This is a genomic window from Planomonospora antibiotica, assembly GCF_014647955.1.
GTDB lineage: Bacteria > Actinomycetota > Actinomycetes > Streptosporangiales > Streptosporangiaceae > Planomonospora > Planomonospora parontospora.
This window is the reverse complement of the sequence record NZ_BMQE01000005.1, coordinates 236,454-252,590: the sequence shown is the minus strand read 5'-3', so window position 1 is coordinate 252,590 and position 16,137 is coordinate 236,454. Positions and strand designations below refer to the sequence as shown.

General features: G+C 74.0%; 14 protein-coding genes. 5 read left to right on the top strand and 9 right to left on the bottom strand.

Annotation, left to right across the window (positions count from 1 at the left end; translation table 11 throughout):
• Positions 1–113: 113 nt before the first annotated feature.
• The 3 genes from IEZ06_RS07090 to IEZ06_RS07080 form a co-directional block, all read right to left on the bottom strand.
• Positions 114–1,157 (bottom strand): hypothetical protein, encoded by a 1,044-nt coding sequence (locus tag IEZ06_RS07090; RefSeq protein WP_189235831.1) that lies wholly within the window; start codon positions 1,155–1,157, stop codon positions 114–116.
• Positions 1,158–1,302: 145 nt separating this feature from the next.
• Complete coding sequence (locus tag IEZ06_RS07085; RefSeq protein WP_189235830.1) at positions 1,303–2,730, bottom strand: glutamate-cysteine ligase family protein; 1,428 nt, start codon at positions 2,728–2,730, stop codon at positions 1,303–1,305.
• Positions 2,731–2,832: 102 nt separating this feature from the next.
• The gene (locus IEZ06_RS07080) at positions 2,833–3,537 is read right to left on the bottom strand and encodes an SDR family oxidoreductase (RefSeq protein WP_189235829.1); all 705 of its coding nucleotides are present in this window, start codon (positions 3,535–3,537) and stop codon (positions 2,833–2,835) included.
• 114 nt (positions 3,538–3,651) lie between these two features.
• On the opposite strand from IEZ06_RS07080, the gene IEZ06_RS07075 reads away from it, so the two are divergent.
• Entirely contained in the window at positions 3,652–4,485 is an 834-nt protein-coding gene (locus IEZ06_RS07075) for a helix-turn-helix transcriptional regulator (RefSeq protein ID WP_189235828.1), read from the top strand.
• Between the two features lie 108 nt (positions 4,486–4,593).
• Here the strand turns inward: IEZ06_RS07075 and IEZ06_RS07070 are convergent, their stop codons facing one another.
• A complete protein-coding gene (locus IEZ06_RS07070) occupies positions 4,594–5,673 on the bottom strand; it encodes a class I SAM-dependent methyltransferase (protein ID WP_189235827.1) in 1,080 nt (359 codons plus the stop codon).
• 141 nt (positions 5,674–5,814) lie between these two features.
• Between IEZ06_RS07070 and IEZ06_RS07065 the strand changes: the two genes are divergently transcribed.
• Positions 5,815–7,767, top strand: a complete 1,953-nt coding sequence (locus IEZ06_RS07065) for a S9 family peptidase (RefSeq protein WP_189235826.1) — start codon at positions 5,815–5,817, stop codon at positions 7,765–7,767.
• Positions 7,768–7,825: 58 nt separating this feature from the next.
• On the opposite strand, the gene IEZ06_RS07060 is transcribed toward IEZ06_RS07065, so the two are convergent.
• The 5 genes from IEZ06_RS07060 to IEZ06_RS07040 form a co-directional block, all read right to left on the bottom strand.
• Positions 7,826–9,616, bottom strand: coding sequence for an ABC transporter permease (locus tag IEZ06_RS07060; RefSeq protein ID WP_189235825.1), 1,791 nt, complete (start codon positions 9,614–9,616; stop codon positions 7,826–7,828).
• A gap of 5 nt (positions 9,617–9,621) precedes the next feature.
• Entirely contained in the window at positions 9,622–10,362 is a 741-nt protein-coding gene (locus IEZ06_RS07055; protein WP_189235824.1) for an ABC transporter ATP-binding protein, read from the bottom strand.
• Positions 10,359–10,892: a PadR family transcriptional regulator gene (locus IEZ06_RS07050; protein WP_189235823.1), complete on the bottom strand. Its 534-nt coding sequence runs from the start codon at positions 10,890–10,892 to the stop codon at positions 10,359–10,361. Before IEZ06_RS07050 ends, IEZ06_RS07055 begins: the two co-directional genes overlap by 4 nt.
• A gap of 135 nt (positions 10,893–11,027) precedes the next feature.
• Positions 11,028–12,197, bottom strand: coding sequence for a PP2C family protein-serine/threonine phosphatase (locus IEZ06_RS07045; protein ID WP_189235822.1), 1,170 nt, complete (start codon positions 12,195–12,197; stop codon positions 11,028–11,030).
• A 64-nt stretch (positions 12,198–12,261) separates the two neighbouring features.
• Complete coding sequence (locus IEZ06_RS07040) at positions 12,262–13,002, bottom strand: alpha/beta fold hydrolase (protein ID WP_307811638.1); 741 nt, start codon at positions 13,000–13,002, stop codon at positions 12,262–12,264.
• A 307-nt stretch (positions 13,003–13,309) separates the two neighbouring features.
• Here IEZ06_RS07040 and IEZ06_RS07035 point away from each other — a divergent pair, with 307 nt between their 5' ends.
• The 3 genes from IEZ06_RS07035 to IEZ06_RS07025 all read left to right on the top strand — a co-directional run bounded on the left by IEZ06_RS07035 (position 13,310) and on the right by IEZ06_RS07025 (position 16,135).
• Positions 13,310–13,981: an acetoacetate decarboxylase family protein gene (locus tag IEZ06_RS07035; protein ID WP_229797849.1), complete on the top strand. Its 672-nt coding sequence runs from the start codon at positions 13,310–13,312 to the stop codon at positions 13,979–13,981.
• 202 nt (positions 13,982–14,183) lie between these two features.
• Positions 14,184–14,843 carry an SMI1/KNR4 family protein gene (locus IEZ06_RS07030; protein ID WP_189235820.1) on the top strand — a complete coding sequence of 220 codons (660 nt, stop codon included), beginning with the start codon at positions 14,184–14,186 and terminating at the stop codon, positions 14,841–14,843.
• Between the two features lie 281 nt (positions 14,844–15,124).
• Positions 15,125–16,135, top strand: coding sequence for a serine hydrolase domain-containing protein (locus IEZ06_RS07025; protein WP_189235819.1), 1,011 nt, complete (start codon positions 15,125–15,127; stop codon positions 16,133–16,135).
• The last annotated feature ends 2 nt before the right edge of the window (positions 16,136–16,137 follow it).

Genomic DNA, 16,137 nt, shown 5'->3' with positions numbered 1-16,137 from the left:
GGAGGATGCGGGCGAACGCCTCCCGGCGGACCCGGCTCCGGCTCCGGCCGACCCACGGTCTCTCCGACCGGATCCGCCGGCTCCGGCCGCGGCGCCCCGGGCCGGGCGGCTCCTCAGAGGGGGACCCCGTAGATCACGCGGCGGCCGACGAACTCGGTCACGCTCCACACCTGCCCGCGGCCGCGCACGCAGGCGAGGTCCTCCGGGCCCACCGGGTACGGCCTGCGGACGATCCCGTCGCCGACCTCGATCAGGGTGCCGTTCCGCTGCGATCCGGCGCCCTGGCTGAGGTACCAGGCGCCGTCGTACGACAGGGCGCCCTGGATCCTCCCGGCGGGCAGCGCGTAGGCGTCGAGCGCCGCGGCGACACCGTCGGCCCCGGCCCGCAGGGCGCCGTCGGGGTCCAGCCGCCAGCGGGCCACCCGGCCGGTCTCCCCCGGCTCGTCGACGTACTCGCCGGAGATCAGCAGGTCGGGGTCGGCGCTGCGGTCCACGGCGGCGAAGGAGAACCGCGCGGCCCCGGTGGTGGTGGTCCACGCACCGGTCTGCGGCATCACGTAGCGGTAGCCGAACGCGTCGTAGACGCCCTTCTTCCCGCCGATCGCCCGGTCGTCCCCGCCGTTCACCTCGAAGATCTGCCGGGTGTCGAAGACCCGGAACCCCCGGACGGTGTCGGCGACGTAGAGCAGGTGGCCGTACCAGGCGACGCCTCCGGCGTGGATGTCGATCGGGGCGATGCCCCCGTCCGCGCGGGCCTCGACGAGCAGGACGTGCCGGTAGCGGAGGGTGGCGGCGTTCAGGAAGGACAGGCGCACGCCCCGCTCCCCCGCCTCCGGCTTGTAGTACCAGCTCACCACGAACACGTTCCCCGCCGCACCCGCGTCGGACGAGCAGGTCAGTCCCTGCGGGTACCAGTCGGGGAAGGCGTTGTCGGCGGCGTCGAAGCAGTACCAGTCCACCGGCCGGGGCCTCATCGAGCCGAAGGCCCCCGACCCGGCGGCGCCCCGCCGGGTGGCGGCCCGGTTGGCCTTGGCCAGCACGGCCTCCAGCGTCACCCGCTCGAGTTCCCGCTCCAGCACCCGGATCCCGGCGCTGAAGCGGTCGCCGTCGCGCTTCAGCTCGAACGGCCCCGCGGACACGGCCTTCATCGCGCTCATGAGAGTCCTCCCGTCCCGCCCAGTCTGGCGGATCAAGGTACGGAATTCATGAGTATGCCGGTCGAATCCCTTTCGCGATCATCCGGGCCGCGATCACACGGGAGGGGCCGCGCAGGGCATCACCCGGGGGCCGCACAGGGCCGGGTCAGACGGGCCAGGTGTGCACCGGGTCGCCGACCAGCGCCAGCTCCCGGTAGCGGGTCACCATCCGGGCGCGGTCCCCGCCCAGCGCCTCCAGCGCCTCGCGCTGCCAGACCGATCCGGTGCGGCGCCGCGTGACGCGCTCCCGGACGACGTCCAGCATCCGCTCGGCCTCGCCCGGCTCGACGCCCACCCGCTCCAGCCCGGCCGCGGCCAGCGGCAGCAGGTCCAGGGCGAGCCGGGCCGCCGGGACCTCCTCCCGCCTGCCGGGCCAGGCCAGCGAGGCGTCCAGCCCCTCGATCGCCGACCGGTAGAAGTTGCGGTAGGCGGAGGCGAAGGCGAACTCCTCGACCGGCTCGACGGCCAGGGCGGAGGTGAGACCGAGCAGGAAGGCCGTGTTGGCCGCCATGTCGACGGGGGTCGGCCCGGCGGGCAGGGCACGCATCTCCACCCGCAGGTGGCCGCCGTCCGCCGGGTCGTAGACCGGCCGGTTCCACTGCCAGACCGTGCCCTGGTGGAGTCGGAGCTCGGCCAGGGCGGGGGCCCCCTCCCGGCCGGGGTCGCGCTCCGGCGTGAGCATCGGCAGGATCGGCTCGTAGTCGCGCACGCACGCCTCGAACAGCTCCTCGGCGCTCCTGACCCAGCCGGAGCCGAAGGCCACCCGCCGGTCCCGGCGCCCGAGCCGCTCCAGGTCGCGGTCGTCGGCCGACTCCTCGAACAAGGCGATGCGGGTCTCCTCCCACAGCCGCCGGCCCAGGAATCCCGGGGAGTTGCCGCTGACCGCCAGGACCGGCCCCATCGCCAGCTGAGCGGCGTTGTAGACGCGGGCGAAGTCGGCGGGCGCGGTGCGCAGGTGCACCTGCCAGGAGGTGTTGGCGCTCTCCAGGATCACGCCCTCGACCTCCAGCTCCAGCTGCTCCACACCGTGGATGCGGACCCGGAACGGCTCGGTCCGCAGCCGCCGGAAGCCGCGGCTCATCGCCCGGTAGCGGCTCTCGTCGCTCATCGCCCCGTGGGTGAAGTCGAACTCGTGCAGGGTCGGCAGGATCCCGATCGCCACCGACCGCCCGCCGTGCTCCGCCGCCGCCGAGTCCACCACCGCGATGGTCTCGTGCAGCTCCTTCTCCAGCGCGGCGAACGGCCTGCCCGCCAGCGGGAGCGGGGTCAGGTTGACCTCCAGGTTGAACCGGCCGAGTTCCAGGGTGAGCCGGTCGTCCCCGGCGGTGTCGCGCACCTCGCGGTTGCGCGGGAGCGGGCGGCCGTCCGGCGTGGTCAGGAACAGTTCCAGTTCGGCCCCGATGGTCATGGGCCCCGTCCCGAACCCCGGCCGGGCCAGCAGCTCGCGGAGCTCCGCCAGCTGCTCGGCCAGCCGCTCCCCGAAGCGGGCGAACTCCGCCTCCGAGAACCGGTCCTTGTCGAGTTGCTGCCCCATCTCACCGTCCGATCAGTCAGGTGGTCTCCACCGCGAACCGCGATTCGCGTCGCCTCCCCTCTCTGTCCCGTCCGCCGCCGTCTAATCCGCCGGTGAGGTAGATCACCAGGGCAGGACGCCGTCCTCGTCCTGGTAGGAACCGGTGGGCCCGTCGGCGTCCAGCAGCGCCAGCCGTACGGCGGCGGCCGCGCCCTGCTCGGCGGTGCGGGGGCCGCTGTGGCCGTTCATGTCCGTCGCGCAGTACCCCGGGTCGGCCGCGTTGACCTTGATCGGGGTGCCGGCCAGCTCCTTGGCGTAGGCGACGGTGACCATGTTGAGCGCCGACTTGGAGGAGTTGTAGGCCAGGTGGTTGTGCTCCCAGGACGGGTCCTGCGGGTCGGAGGCCTGGGCCAGGGAGGCCAGACCGCTGGACATGTTCACGATCCGCGCGGCGGGCGCGCGGCGCAGCAGCGGGAGCATCGCGTTGGTGACGGCGACCACGCCGAAGACGTTGGTCTCGTAGGTGGCGCGCAGCACGTCCACCGGGGTGGCGCTCGGGGCCGGGTCCTCCTGGGGGAGGAGGACCCCGGCGTTGTTGACGAGGATGTCGAGCCGGCCGTACTCCGCCTCGATCCACTTGGCGGCGGAGGCGACGGACTCGGCGGAGGTGACGTCGAGCTGGACGAACCGGGCGCCGATCCGGTCGGCGGCCCGCTGCCCGCGCTCGGCGTCCCGGCCGGCGGCCAGGACGGTCACGTCCCGCTCGGCGAGCAGTCTGGCGATCTGGTGTCCGATGCCCTTGGTGGCACCCGTGATGAGAGCGATCATGCCCCTCACCCTCGCCGGGGCCCGCCGGGGGCGGGAGAGACCCCGGAAGGCTGGGACCGGCGGTACCACCCTCGGGCCGCCGCCCGGGCGCGGACTCCGGCCATGATGGAGGGCATGAACCGCAGCGGACTCGCCGAATTCCTGCGCAACCGCCGCGCCCGGCTGACGCCCCGGGAGGCGGGGCTGCCCGGCGGCGGGCGCAGGCGCACTCCGGGGCTGCGCCGCCAGGAGGTGGCCCAGCTGGCGGGCATGTCCATCGACTACTACATCCGCCTGGAGCAGGCCCGGGGGCCGCACCCGTCCCGCCAGGTGCTCGGCGCGCTGGCCCGGGCGCTGATGCTGACCGCCGACGAGCGCGCCCACCTGTTCCACCTGGCCGGGGAGGCCCCGGCACCCGGCGGCAGGCCCTCGCGGGACGTGCCGCAGGGGGTGCTGAACCTGCTGGCCTCCCTGGAGGACGTGCCCGCCTACGTGGTCGACGCCAAGTACGACATCCTCGCGTGGAACCCGCTGGCGGGCGTGCTCATGGGCGACCTGGACCGCGCGGGGCCCCGGGAGCTCAACGTGGTGCGCCGGGTCTTCGCCTCCCCGGACCTGCGCGCCGGGCTCTGCGAGGAGGAGGAGGGCGGTTTCGCCCGCACCGCGGTCGCCGACCTGCGCGCCGCCGCCGCGCGCTACCCCGACGATCCGTCGGTCGGCGAGCTGGTCTCGGAGATGCTGGCCCTCAGCCCGCGGTTCGCGGCGTTCTGGCAGACGCACGACGTGGAGATCCAGCGCAACCAGCGCAAGCGGATGAGCCACCCGCTGATCGGCGTGATCGAGGTCTCCTGCCAGTCCCTGCACGTCCCCGACCGCGACCAGCGCGTGGTGCTCTACACGACGGACGCCGGCTCCCCCGCCCGAGACGCCCTGCGGACGCTGCGGGCGCTCCGGCTCCAGGACGCCTGACGCCCGGCAGGACACCGGGGGCCCGCCGGGAGACCTTGCGGGGACGCGGAGGGCGGGCGCCCCGCGTGCGGGGACGCGGGCATCGGGCGCGCCCCGGCGCCGGGCCCGTCAGCCCTCGTACTTGGGCAGGTGGCGGACCTTCAGGCCGCCGCCCCAGCGGTCGATCGCCTCGTCGTCGGCGAAGGCCAGCGCGCGCAGCATGTTGCCGCCGTCGGACGCCTCGACCTTGCGGCGGAGCCGCCGCTGCAGCGGCTCGGAGAGCTTGGTGGTGCCCGCCTCGACGGTGTCGCCGTAGAAGGGCGTGAAGGCCACCCCGGCGAACCCGGTACGGCGCAGCAGCGTCGGCATGGTCTCGGCCGAGTAGAACATCAGGTGGTTCTTGGTGAATCCGTTCCACGCGCTGCCGTGGGCCTTCAGCTGCAGCGAGGCGGCGTTGACGGTGAGGATCATCAGCACCCCGCCCGGCGCGAGCAGGCTGCGGAAGCGCCGGAAGTCGTCCAGCGGGCGCGGCAGGTGGGCCAGGACCGACCAGAGGGTGATCACGTCGAAGCCGCCCACGGCGATCTCCGGGACGTCCTCCGGGGTGCCGTGGTAGGCCCGCGCCCGGGAGAGCCGCCGGTTGGCCTCGGCCACCGAGTCCGGCGACAGGTCGACCCCGGCCGCGTCGAACCCGCGCTGCTCGGCGAGCTCCAGGAAGAGCCCGGCCCCGCAGCCGAAGTCCAGCAGCCGCCGCCCTCCCCCCTGGGCGAAGACCGGGTGGAAGGAGTCCATGGTCAGCCGGTAGCGGCGGCGGCGGTCCGCGGCGTACTTGCCGGTGAGGAAGGCGCTGTACCCGTTGGCGTACAGGTCGCCGAGGCGTTCGGGCCGGATGTTGGGGTTGCGGTAGAGGAACCCGCACCCCGGGCAGCGCACCACCTGGTAGCTCCACCGGCCCTTGGGCCCGGTGGGACGGAACAGCGGCTGCTGGCGGCTGTCGCCGCACAGGTGGCAGACGACGAACTCCTCGATCTCCCCCAGGTCGGTCCGCTCGCGGTACTCCGCCAGCGTGAGCAGCTCGGCCCGGCGCAGCCGCAGCCGCCACTGGACCTCCCGGGCCAGCCGCTCCCCCGGCCGGACGTAGATCCGCTGCCCCCAGGGCACACGGTCGTAGCGGGAGCCGTACAGGGCTCGGTAGATCGTGCGTTTCACCGCGGCCATGGCACGTCCGTTCACGGCTTCCGTCCCCACCCATCACGATTCAGTCGGTCGACAAACCGGTACCCGACCGGTGATCCGGACAGACCCGGTGCCCGGTATAGCGTTCTTCATCGGGTGATAACGTCCCAGGCCATGCGCCCAGAAGACCTCGCCCTGCTGCACGTCCCCGGCAGCGTGACCCTCCACGACGATCTCCTCCTCGTCGACGTGGCCCACCCCGACCTGAAGGCGGACGCCTACCGGGGAGGCCTGTGGCGGATCCCGCCGCAGGGCCCGCCGGTCCCCTTCACCCACGGCGACCTGGACACCGCGCCGAGCATCTCCCCGGACGGCGCCTGGGTGGCCTTCCTCCGGGCCACCGCGGGCGGCAGGCCCCAGCTGCACGTGATGCCCACCGGAGGGGGCGAGCCCCGCCCGGTCACCGACCTGCCGCTCGGCGCGGGCGCCCCGGTCTGGGCACCCGACTCGCGGCGGATCGCGTTCGTCGCCCGGACCCCGGAGGCGGGCCGCTACGGCACCGAGGAGGGGGTGGGCGCCGCGGCCGAGGCGCCGCGCCGCATCACCGGCTTCCGCTACCGGAGCGACAACGTGGGATTCGTCCAGGACCGCCGGAAGGTCCTGTACGTGGTCAACGCGCTGGCCGACATCCCGCAGCCGGTGCCGCTGACCGGCGACCGCTACGACGTCGACGACCCCTGCTGGCACGGCGACGAGCACCTGCTGGTCTCGGCCCCCCGCGACCTGGACCCCGAGAGCCTGAACACCGACCTGTACGCGGTGCCCGCGCTCGGCGGCGAGCCGGTCCCGGTGGTGCGCGGCCCCGGCTCGGCGGCCCGCCCGGCGGTGCTCCCCGGCGGCGACGTGGTCTTCCTGGGCACGGAGTTCTCCGGGATCGACGCGGTGGCCCGCAACACCGGGCTCTACCGCGCGCCCGTGCGGATCGGCGCCGCGCCCGCGACCGTACCGACCGGCGCCGGGTCCGCACCCGTGCCGACCGGCGCCGAGTCCACGCCCGGCGTCCGGCTGACCGAGGAGGAGTCGGTGGACTGCGAGTCCCTGACCCCGATCCCGGTGGAGGGCGGCGTCCTGGTCGCGGTCCGGGTGCGCGGCGCGGTCGAGCTGCGCCTGGTGCCCCTCGACTCCTCCACCGGCGTCCCGCTGGGCAAGCTCCCGGTCGTGCTGGGCGAGCGGTCGGCCGTCAAGGCGTTCGCGGCCCGGCGCGGCCGGACCGTGGCCGTGCTGTCCACGCCCGAGCACCCCGGCCTGGTCGCCGACGCGGGCGGGACGCTCGCCGACTTCTGCGGGCCGCTGCCCGCGGCCCGCCCGCTCCGGGAGATCACCGCCGTCGCCCCCGACGGCTACCCGGTGCACGGCTGGGTGGCGCTGCCCGAGGGCGAGGGGCCGCACCCGGTCCTGCTGAACGTGCACGGCGGACCGTTCCACCAGCACGGCTGGGGCTTCCTCGACGAGACCCAGGTCTACGCCGCCGCGGGCTACGCGGTCGTGCTGCCCAACCCCCGGGGCTCCGCCGGGTACGGCCAGGCGCACGGCCGGTCGGTGGTCGGCGCGCTCGGCACCGTCGACGCCGACGACGTGCTGGCCCTGCTGGACGCGGCGCTGGCCCTGCCGGAGTGCGACGCCGACCGGGTGGGCGTGATGGGCGGCTCCTACGGCGGGTTCATGACCAGCTGGCTGGCCGCCCACCACGGCGAGCGGTTCCGGGCGGCCTGGAGTGAGCGCGCGGTCAACGCCTGGGACTCCTTCACCGGTTCCTCCGACATCGGCTGGTTCTTCGCCGAGGCCTACTGCGGCCCCGACCCCGAGACCCAGCGCGCGATGAGCCCGCTCCAGCACGCCGACCGGATCACCCTGCCGTTCGCGGTGGTCCACTCGGAGGAGGACTGGCGCTGCCCGGTCGAGCAGGCCCAGCGGATGTACGTCGCGCTGCGCCGGAACGGCGTGCCCGCCGAGTTCCTGCTCTTCCCGGGCGAGGGCCACGAGCTGACCCGGAGCGGCCGGCCCCGGCACCGCCTCCAGCGCTTCGAGGCCGTGCTGGAGTGGTGGTCGCGCCACCTGGCCTCGTAGCGGTCCCGGCGATGCCGCGGAGGTCTCCGGCGGATGTGCCGCCGATCCGAGGGCCCCGTCACGCCGCCTCGGCGCTGAGCACCTGCGCCACGGGCCGGCGCGCCGCCAGGCGTGCGGGCAGGGCGGTGAGCGCCGCCGTCGCCAGGAGGGTCGCGAGTACGGCGCCGAGCAGCCAGGAGGAGGGAGGTTCCACCGCGTTCCCGGCGGCGAAGAGCGAGAGCAGGCCGATGCCCGCAGGAACGCCGACGACGGCGCCGGGCAGTGCGGGCAGGAGCTGGGCGGTGGACAGTCCCGCGGTGATCTGCCCCGGGGTGGCGCCGAGCGTGCGTGCGACGGCCATGTTCGCCCGGGCCTCCATGGCCGTGGTCCAGGTGAACGTGATCGTGTTCACGACGGCGAGGGCGATCAGCAGGACGGTGACCGCCAGCATCAGCCGGCGGTCGTGAACGCCCCGCAGGTTGGGCAGGACGGAGGAGCCGTCCAGGCCGTAGCCCCGCTCCGGCTGGGCGTGGAGGGTCAGCACCGCGACGATCGCGATCACCGTGGTGGCGGTGGAGCACGCCTGCAGTACGACCCGGCCCGGCCGGCGGGCGGTCAGCCGGAGCCCGAGCAGGAGCGGCGTGGGCAGCCACGCGGACAGCGCGGTGACCCAGGCCCGGCGACGGGGCCGGTACGCGGTGGCGGTCAATGCCGTGACGGTCGCCGTGCGCATGGCCCGGAGCGCGGGACGCAGCGTGGACAGCACCGCCACCGCCACGGCGAGGACGGTCGCCGCCACGATGGCGGCGGCGGTCGGTCCGACGGCGTCGCCGATCCGGCTGGCGGTGGGGCTGGCGGCAGCGGGAGCGGCCAGGCGGGTGATCAGCAGCCCCAGCGCGTCGCCGGCCAGCGCCGGAATCAGGTACTCGGCGAGCAGGACCGTGATGATCAGGCCGGGACCGGCGCCGACGGCCTTGAGCAACCCGGCCCGGCGCGTCTGCTCGGCGGCGCGTCCCGCGGCCAGCGCGGCCACTCCGGTGACGGCCAGGAAGCCGAGCAGCCAGCCGCCGACGACCAGGATCGGCTGGCTGTTCCTGAGGATGACCGTGTCCTGCCGGGCTTGGAACTGCCAGGAGTGGAAGGTCACCCTGGTGGCGGAGAGACGGTGGGCGTCGATGAACGCCTCGGTCCCGGCGGGGTCGCGCAGCTTCAGGTCCAGGGCCGTGGTCACGGGGAGATCATGGGACGACGCCAGCGTCCGGGCATCCGACCGGGTCATCCAGGCCAGACCGGTGTAGTCGCTCGGGCCTCCGTACGGGCCGATCTGCGCCGCCCAGGGGTAGACGGACGTGGCCGCGGTGACGGCGATCCCGACGACGGGGTACGGCCGGCCGGCGATGGTGACGCGGTCGCCGACACCGACGCCCAGCGCGGTGGCGAAGCCGCGTTCGAGGACCGTGCCGCCGGGCTGTACCCAGTGCCCCGAGGTCACCAGCGGCCGGTTGACCGCGCCGGGCTCCTCGGCGAAGCCGTGCACCACCACCGGGGACGACGCGGAATCGCGCGTGGTGAGATCGGCGTAGACGATCCGGTAGGGGCCGTGGTGGGCGGCCACTCCGGGATCGTCCGCCAGCGAGGCCAGGGCCGAGGCCACGGCAGGGCCCGTCTCACCGGAGAGCGCCACCACGTCCGGCCCGGCGGTGGCCGCGCGGGTCTGCCCGTACAGCGCGTCGCTCACGCCGCCCAGGGACAGGCCCAGGGACATCATGGCGGTGGCCACGGTGACCGCGAGCAGGAGCATCGCGGACTGCGCCCGGTGCCTGCGGAGGGCCGCCGGCACCAGGCGCACGACGAGCACGGCGGAGCCCATGGCGCTCAGCCCTCCAGCCCGATCAGCCCGCCGAGCCCGCGCGGGTGGGAGCCGGCCAGCCAGGTGTCGTCGATGAACATCCCATCGCGCATCGAGATCAGCCGGTCCGCGCCGGCCGCGACCCGTTCGTCGTGCGTGACGATCACGAGGGTCTGACCCCCGGCACGCAGTTCCTCGAAGATCCTCAGGATGTCGAGGGTCGCCGCGGTGTCGAGGTTGCCGGTCGGTTCGTCGGCCAGGACGACCAGCGGGTCGTTGGCCAGCGCGCGGGCGACGGCGACCCGCTGGCGCTGGCCGCCGGACAGCTGCGACGGCAGGTGCCGGGCGCGGCCGGCGAGCCCGACCCGTTCCAGCAGCAGGCTGGCGCGCCGCCCGGCCTCGCGCCGCGAGCACCCCGCCAGCAGCGCGGGCAGCTCCACGTTCTCGGCCGCCGACAGCTCCTCCACCAGGTGAAAGGCCTGGAAGACGAATCCCACCGACCGGCGCCGCAGCCGCGCCAGGGCCCGCTCGCTCAGGGCGTCGATGCGGCGCCCGCCCAGCCACGCCTCCCCGCCGCTGGGCCGCTCCAGGCCGCCCAGCAGGTGCAGCAGGGTCGACTTCCCGCAGCCGCTGGGCCCCATCACCGACAGCATCTGCCCCCGGGGCACCTCCAGGTCGACCCCGTCCACGGCGCGGACCCGGCTCTGCCCCTGACCATGCGTCCTCACCAGGCCGCAGGCCCGTACCGCGGTGCTTGACATGTTCATCCGCCCTCGATTCCGTCATCTGCCTCGGACCAGGCCCGCTCGCAGGCGTCCAGCCAGCGCAGGTCCGCCTGCAACCGCAGCACGACCCCTTCCAGCAGCAGGCCCGCGGACGATCCCTCCGGCTCGGCCAGCGCCGCCCGCTGCGCCTCGCGCAGGCGGCGAAGCAGCTCACGGCGCTGTGCCGCCACCAGCTCCACCGGATCGGCCAGCCGGGCCGCCGCGGCGGCGGCGAGCTTGAGGTGGAATTCCGCCAGGTTCGATTTCGGCCAGTCCACATCGGCCAGCCAGGCGGCCACCCGCTGCTGGCCCGCCGGCGTCAGCGCGTAGACCTTGCGCTCCGGCCGCTCGGGCAGGCCGTCCGCCCGTTCGCAGACGGCGAGCCCCGCTCGCTCCAGCCGGGCCAGCGTCACATAGATCTGACCGCGGTTCATCGCCTCGCCCATCGGGCCGAGGCTCCGCCGCAGCCGGGCGTGCAAGCCGTACCCGTGCGACGGCTCCTTGGCGAGCATCGCCAGCACCGCGTCCTGCATGTCACCCCTAACGGTTGGCTAATAGATAGCGGTTAGCCATGGGAGGTGTCAAAACGTCCCATCCGGCGGCTCCCTCATGGGCCGCCGCAGCCGCTCCAGGTGGGACCGCTCAGTCCGGGACCCGCGTGGGACCGCTCAGTCCGGGACCCGCAGGACGAGGACGGCGATGTCGTCGATCGGCAGCCCGGACTGGAAGTCCACCACCTCGTCCACCAGGTGTTCGGCGACGCCCTGCGCGTCCGCGCCGCGGGCCGCCGCCAGGGACCGCCGCAGCCGCTCCTCCCCGAACATCACGCCGTCGGCGCCCCGCCCCTCGGTGATCCCGTCGGTGTAGAAGAGCAGCACGTCCCCCGGGGAGAGCTCCACCTCCGTCTCGCGCAGCTTCGGGTCGCCGAAGACGCCCAGCAGGTCTCCCGGGCGGCCCACCGGCCCGGAGGGGTGCTCCCGGGAGATCCGGACGGGGGGCGGGTGCCCGCCGAGGGACAGCTTCAGGCGCGGCCTCCCCGCGCCGTCGTGGTGGATCCGGGCGTAGGCCGCGGTCAGGAAGCGGTCCGTGCGCTCGCGCAGGAGCGCCTGGTTGAGCAGGGAGAGGACCTCCGCGGGCCGGGCGTCCCGGATGCCCGCGGCCCGCAGCGTGTACCGGGCCAGGCTGGTGACGACCGCCGCCCGCGCGCCCTTGCCGCACACGTCCCCGAGGGACATCCCCCAACCGTGCGCGGTCTCGAAGAGGTCGTAGAAGTCGCCGCCCACCTCGTCGCCGCTGCCGGCGGGCCGGTACACCCCGGCGACGTCCAGGCCCGGGACCGCTGGCAGCCCCGCCGGTACGAAGCTCGCCTGCAGGATCTGCGCGAGGTGGCGGGCCTCGGCCTCGGAGCGTTCGGCCCGCTGCCGCTCGCGCAGGAGCTCGCGCTCGTACCGCCGGCGGTCGGTGGCCGCCACGGCGGACAGGCGGATGACCGCCGGTCTCCCCTCCGCGGCGGGTTTGACCACCGCGTTGACCAGGACCGGCAGCCTCGTGCCGTCGGGACGCCTCAGCTCGACCGCGATCTCCCTGACCTCCCCCTGCATCGCGAGCAGGGGGGCGAAGTGCGTGTCGTAGAAGATCCGGTCGCCCACCGGCAGGAGCGCGGGGAAGCGGACCCGGCCGACCAGGTCTGCGCGGGTGCGTCCCGCCATGGTGAGGAACGTGGCGTTGGCCCTGACGATCGTGCCGTCCATGAGGGTGGACAGGTAGCCGAACGGCGCGTGCTCGTAGAGGTCGCCGAAGTCGTCCTCGACGTCCCCTGTCAGCGGAGGCTCATGCATCCGCGTGGCGGCCTCGTCCGGCTGGGACACAGGCGCGGTCCCGTCCCGTCGGCCCCGTCCCCTCTCAGCCCCGCAGGAACGAGCGGATCGCGGCCACGGTCTCCTCGGGGGCGCTCAGGTTGGGGCAGTGCCCGGTCGCCTTCAGCAGGACCAGCTCGCTGCCGGGGATCATCCGGTGGACGTACTCGCCCACCTGCGGCGGGGCGATCACGTCCTCGGAGCACTGCAGGACGAGCGTGCGCGCCCGCACCCGCGGCAGGTCGGCCCGGTTGTCCGACAGGAAGGTCGCCCTGGCGAACTGCCGGGCGATCGCGGGGTCGGTGCGGCAGAAGCTGTTCGTCAGCTCCTCGCCCAGCTCGGGCCGGTCCGGATTGCCCATGATCACCGGAGCCATCGCGCCGGACCAGCCGAGGTAGTTGCTGTCCAGCGACTCGAGCAGCTCGTCGATGTCCTCCCGGCTGAACCCGCCGACGTAGTCGCCGTCGTCGATGTAGCAGGGCGACGGGCCCACCAGCACCAGCCGCTCGAAGCGCTCCGGCTCCTCGATCTCGGCCAGGACGCCGATCATCGCGGCGACCGAGTGGCCGACGAAGACGGCCCGCTCCAGGTCGAGCTCCCGGCAGATCTCCAGCAGGTCGCGGGCGTAGCCGTCGAGGGTGGAGTGGCGCTCGGCGGAGTGGCTCGCCAGGTCCGACGAGCCGTACCCCACGTGGTCGAAGAGCACGACCCGGTGGTCCTCCTCGAAGGCCGGCGCGACGAACCGCCACATGTTCTGGTCGCAGCCGAATCCATGGGCGAATATCATCGGCGTCCCCGAAGGATTCCCCGATATCTGGACGTTGTTACGGGCCAGCACGTCCATTGTCGTATGACGCCTTTCTTGGAAACCGATACTTCGGGCCGTGTTCGGATGATATCCCCGCCGTGGGAACCCCCGGCCGCGGGCCGCCGCCGTGTCGGCCCCTGCCCCCGGCGCCCCCCGGCGAACCGGCCGTCCGGCACCGGGCGCGCGACCTGCGGACCGCCGTCCGCCACCTGCGAGACGGCCGTTGTCCCCGGCGGAGGCATGGCGTACGTTCCGGTTACACACCGCCGATGGCCAGGGAGCAGCCGTGTCCGATCTCGCCCCTCCCCAACTCGTCGTCAACAGCAGGATGATCTATTTCGGCTGGTTGCCGGCCGACCCCGACGCCGTCGCGGCCCTGGTGCCCGACGGGCTCAAGCCGATGTCCAACCGGCAGGTCTTCATGAACCAGTACGTCGTCGACCGGCCCGAGCAGACCTCGGGTTTCGGCGCGTACTCGCTGACCTACATCGGGCCTGACCTGGAGGACGCCTACGCGCCCGACGGCGTGACCCCCGGCCGCTGGTGGACGCACTACTTCAACTCCAGCCCGGTGGTGCGCGAGTACGCGGCGGCCCGGGGCGTGCCCGCCGTCGAGGGCCGCACCGTGATCGAGGTCGAGGGCGGAAGGCTCGTCGCGACGACCGAGGCCGACGGCACGGCGGTGATCAGGACCACCGCGCGGGTCGGCGGCACCGGCGCGGCGGTCAGCCGCGGCCAGCTGCGTTACATCACGGAGGCCGGCGGACGGCGGATCAGCGGGGTCTACCCGTTCGTGGCGGAGCCGGTCGACCCGTTCGAGGTCGTGTCGCTGGAGTTCCTGGAGCCGGACCACCCCGTCCACGCCCTGCGTCCGGCCGACCCGCTGCAGATCGTGTGGGGCTTCTACTCTCCCCGGTCGTCCTTCGCCTACCCCGGCGGCGAGGAGGCGATGCCCTGAGCCCGGACGCGCTCCGGTCGGCCGGCGGTTTCCCCGGCCGCCACCGGGTAGCCGAACGGCATGCGCATCGGAAACACCGAGATCAGGTTCCTCGGCGGCACCGCCGGATGCCTGACCATGATCATTATTTCCGTCCTGCTCTCGATCCTGCTCACCGTCGTGGTCAACTTGCTTCTCTGATTCGCCGGACGAGGGACCCATCATGATCGAGGAATTGCTCCAGGACCTCATGTCGACCGCGTACGGCGCCTGGAGACCGGAGGACGGCTGCCCCCGCGCCGAGATCGCGGCGGCCGAGGATCGCCTGGGGTTCGCCCTGCCGGACGCCCTGCGCGACTACTACGCCGCGGCGGGCCGGCACCCGGAGCTGATGGGGACCGGCGGCCGCGAGTACACCCTCCGGGTGAGCGCTCCCGGGCGGTTGGACGTCGAGGCCGGCGCGCTGCTCTTCTGCGGGGAGAACCGGTGGCCCGCGCAGTGGAGCGTGTCCACGGACGACCACGGCTGGCCCGATCCCCGGGTCCAGGGGCGCTCCGGTCCGGACGAGCGGTGGTACAGCCGGTTCAGGAGGCTGTCGGCCTTCCTGATCAACGTCGCCTGCCGGCAGGCGGTGCGGTCGCTGCCGCACCAGGCCTCCGTCCGGCTGCGCAAGGGGGATCTGGGGACCGTCGAGTCGCTGCTCGGCTACGTCGGTTCCCGCGACGTGTGCAAGGGCGGCGACTGGCTGAGCTTCGCCGACCGGTCGAGCCGGATGCTGGCCGACTACTGCCACATCACCTCGACGCTGCGCGTCGGGACGGCGGCGCCGGGCGCGCTCGACTCCTTCCGCGAGCGCTCAGGCCTGCGCCTCGGACCGGTGTGAGGGAGCTGCGACGCCCAGCAGAGGCCGACCGCGCGTCTCCGGACCGGCCGCGCACACCCAGACCGGCCGCGCGTCCCGGACCGGCCGTACGGCCGGTGCGGGTCCGGCCCGGATCGGCCGTACGGCCGACGAGGCGGCCGCCTTCCGGCCGATCCCCCGCCACCGGCCCCCGGCCATGATCAGGACATGTCGATCCGCACCGTACTGGCCGCCGCCTGCGCCGGCTCCGCCCTGCTGACCGCCCTCGCCCTCCCTGCCACCGCCGACACGTCGTCGCCCTCGTGCTCCGCCGTACGCGACCGGCTGCAGGGCGCGCTGGACGCCGCGGTCGAGCAGAAGGTCCCCCCGGACTCGCCGTATCCGTCACCAGCCCCCGCTGCGGCACCTGGCGCCTGGCCGCCGGAGCGGCCAGGCGGGAGACCGGCGCGAAGATGCGCGGGGACGAACGCTTCCGCGTCGGCAGCGTCAGCAAGACCTTCACCGCGGTCGTGGTGCTCCAGCTCGCCGCGGAGGGCAGGCTCGACCTCGACGCGCCCATCAGCGACTACCTGCCCCGGTTCGAGCTGGAACCGGAGATCACCCTGCGCAGGGCGCTCCGGCACGAAGCCCGCCTGGGCGACTACGCCGAGACCATCGACCAGCTCGCGCTGCGCTTCACCACCGTCGAGCCGGAACAGCTGGTCGCCGCCGGGCTCGAGATGCCCCGGACCGAAGGCTGGGCCTACTCCTCCACCGGCGCCGTCCTGGCCGCCCTGGCCGCGGAGAAGGCGACCGGCCAGGACATCGGCCGGTTGATCACCCGGTGCATCATCAAGCCGCTCAAGCTGACCGGCACCTACTGGCCCGGCACCAGGGACGACGTGGCGGGCCGGCACGCCGACGGCTACGTCCTCGACGAGGGCGTCTACCACAACGCCACCCGCTTCAACCCCTCCATCGGTCACGCGGCGGGCGCCCTCATCTCCACCCCGCAGGACCTCGACCGCTTCTACGGCGCCCTGCTCGGCGGCAGGCTGCTCCCGGCCCAGCAGCTGGCCGAGATGCGCACCACCGTCCCGGCCGATCCCGAGCGGATGTGGGCGGGCGCGCAGGCGGGACTCGGCCTGTTCCGCACCGCGTTGCCCTGCGGCGGCGACTGGTGGGGCCACGGCGGCGGATTCGTCGGCTTCCGCACCCTGGCGGGCACCACCGACGACGGCCGCCGCGTCGTCCTGGCCGCCAACCAGCAGCCGAGCGACGCCAAGGCCTTCCAGCTGGAGGTGCTGCCCCGGCTGCTGTGCGCCCTGGATTAGGC

Excerpts from the sequence above, each read along its gene's own strand:
- IEZ06_RS07090 (WP_189235831.1), bottom strand. The coding sequence starts at position 1,157 with ATGAGCGCGATGAAGGCCGTGTCCGCGGGGCCGTTCGAGCTGAAGCGC.
- IEZ06_RS07085 (WP_189235830.1), bottom strand. The coding sequence starts at position 2,730 with ATGGGGCAGCAACTCGACAAGGACCGGTTCTCGGAGGCGGAGTTCGCC.
- IEZ06_RS07080 (WP_189235829.1), bottom strand. The coding sequence starts at position 3,537 with ATGATCGCTCTCATCACGGGTGCCACCAAGGGCATCGGACACCAGATC.
- IEZ06_RS07075 (WP_189235828.1), top strand. The coding sequence starts at position 3,652 with ATGAACCGCAGCGGACTCGCCGAATTCCTGCGCAACCGCCGCGCCCGG.
- IEZ06_RS07065 (WP_189235826.1), top strand. The coding sequence starts at position 5,815 with ATGCGCCCAGAAGACCTCGCCCTGCTGCACGTCCCCGGCAGCGTGACC.
- IEZ06_RS07060 (WP_189235825.1), bottom strand. The coding sequence starts at position 9,616 with ATGGGCTCCGCCGTGCTCGTCGTGCGCCTGGTGCCGGCGGCCCTCCGC.
- IEZ06_RS07055 (WP_189235824.1), bottom strand. The coding sequence starts at position 10,362 with ATGAACATGTCAAGCACCGCGGTACGGGCCTGCGGCCTGGTGAGGACG.
- IEZ06_RS07050 (WP_189235823.1), bottom strand. The coding sequence starts at position 10,892 with ATGCAGGACGCGGTGCTGGCGATGCTCGCCAAGGAGCCGTCGCACGGG.
- IEZ06_RS07045 (WP_189235822.1), bottom strand. The coding sequence starts at position 12,197 with ATGCATGAGCCTCCGCTGACAGGGGACGTCGAGGACGACTTCGGCGAC.
- IEZ06_RS07040 (WP_307811638.1), bottom strand. The coding sequence starts at position 13,002 with ATGATATTCGCCCATGGATTCGGCTGCGACCAGAACATGTGGCGGTTC.
- IEZ06_RS07030 (WP_189235820.1), top strand. The coding sequence starts at position 14,184 with ATGATCGAGGAATTGCTCCAGGACCTCATGTCGACCGCGTACGGCGCC.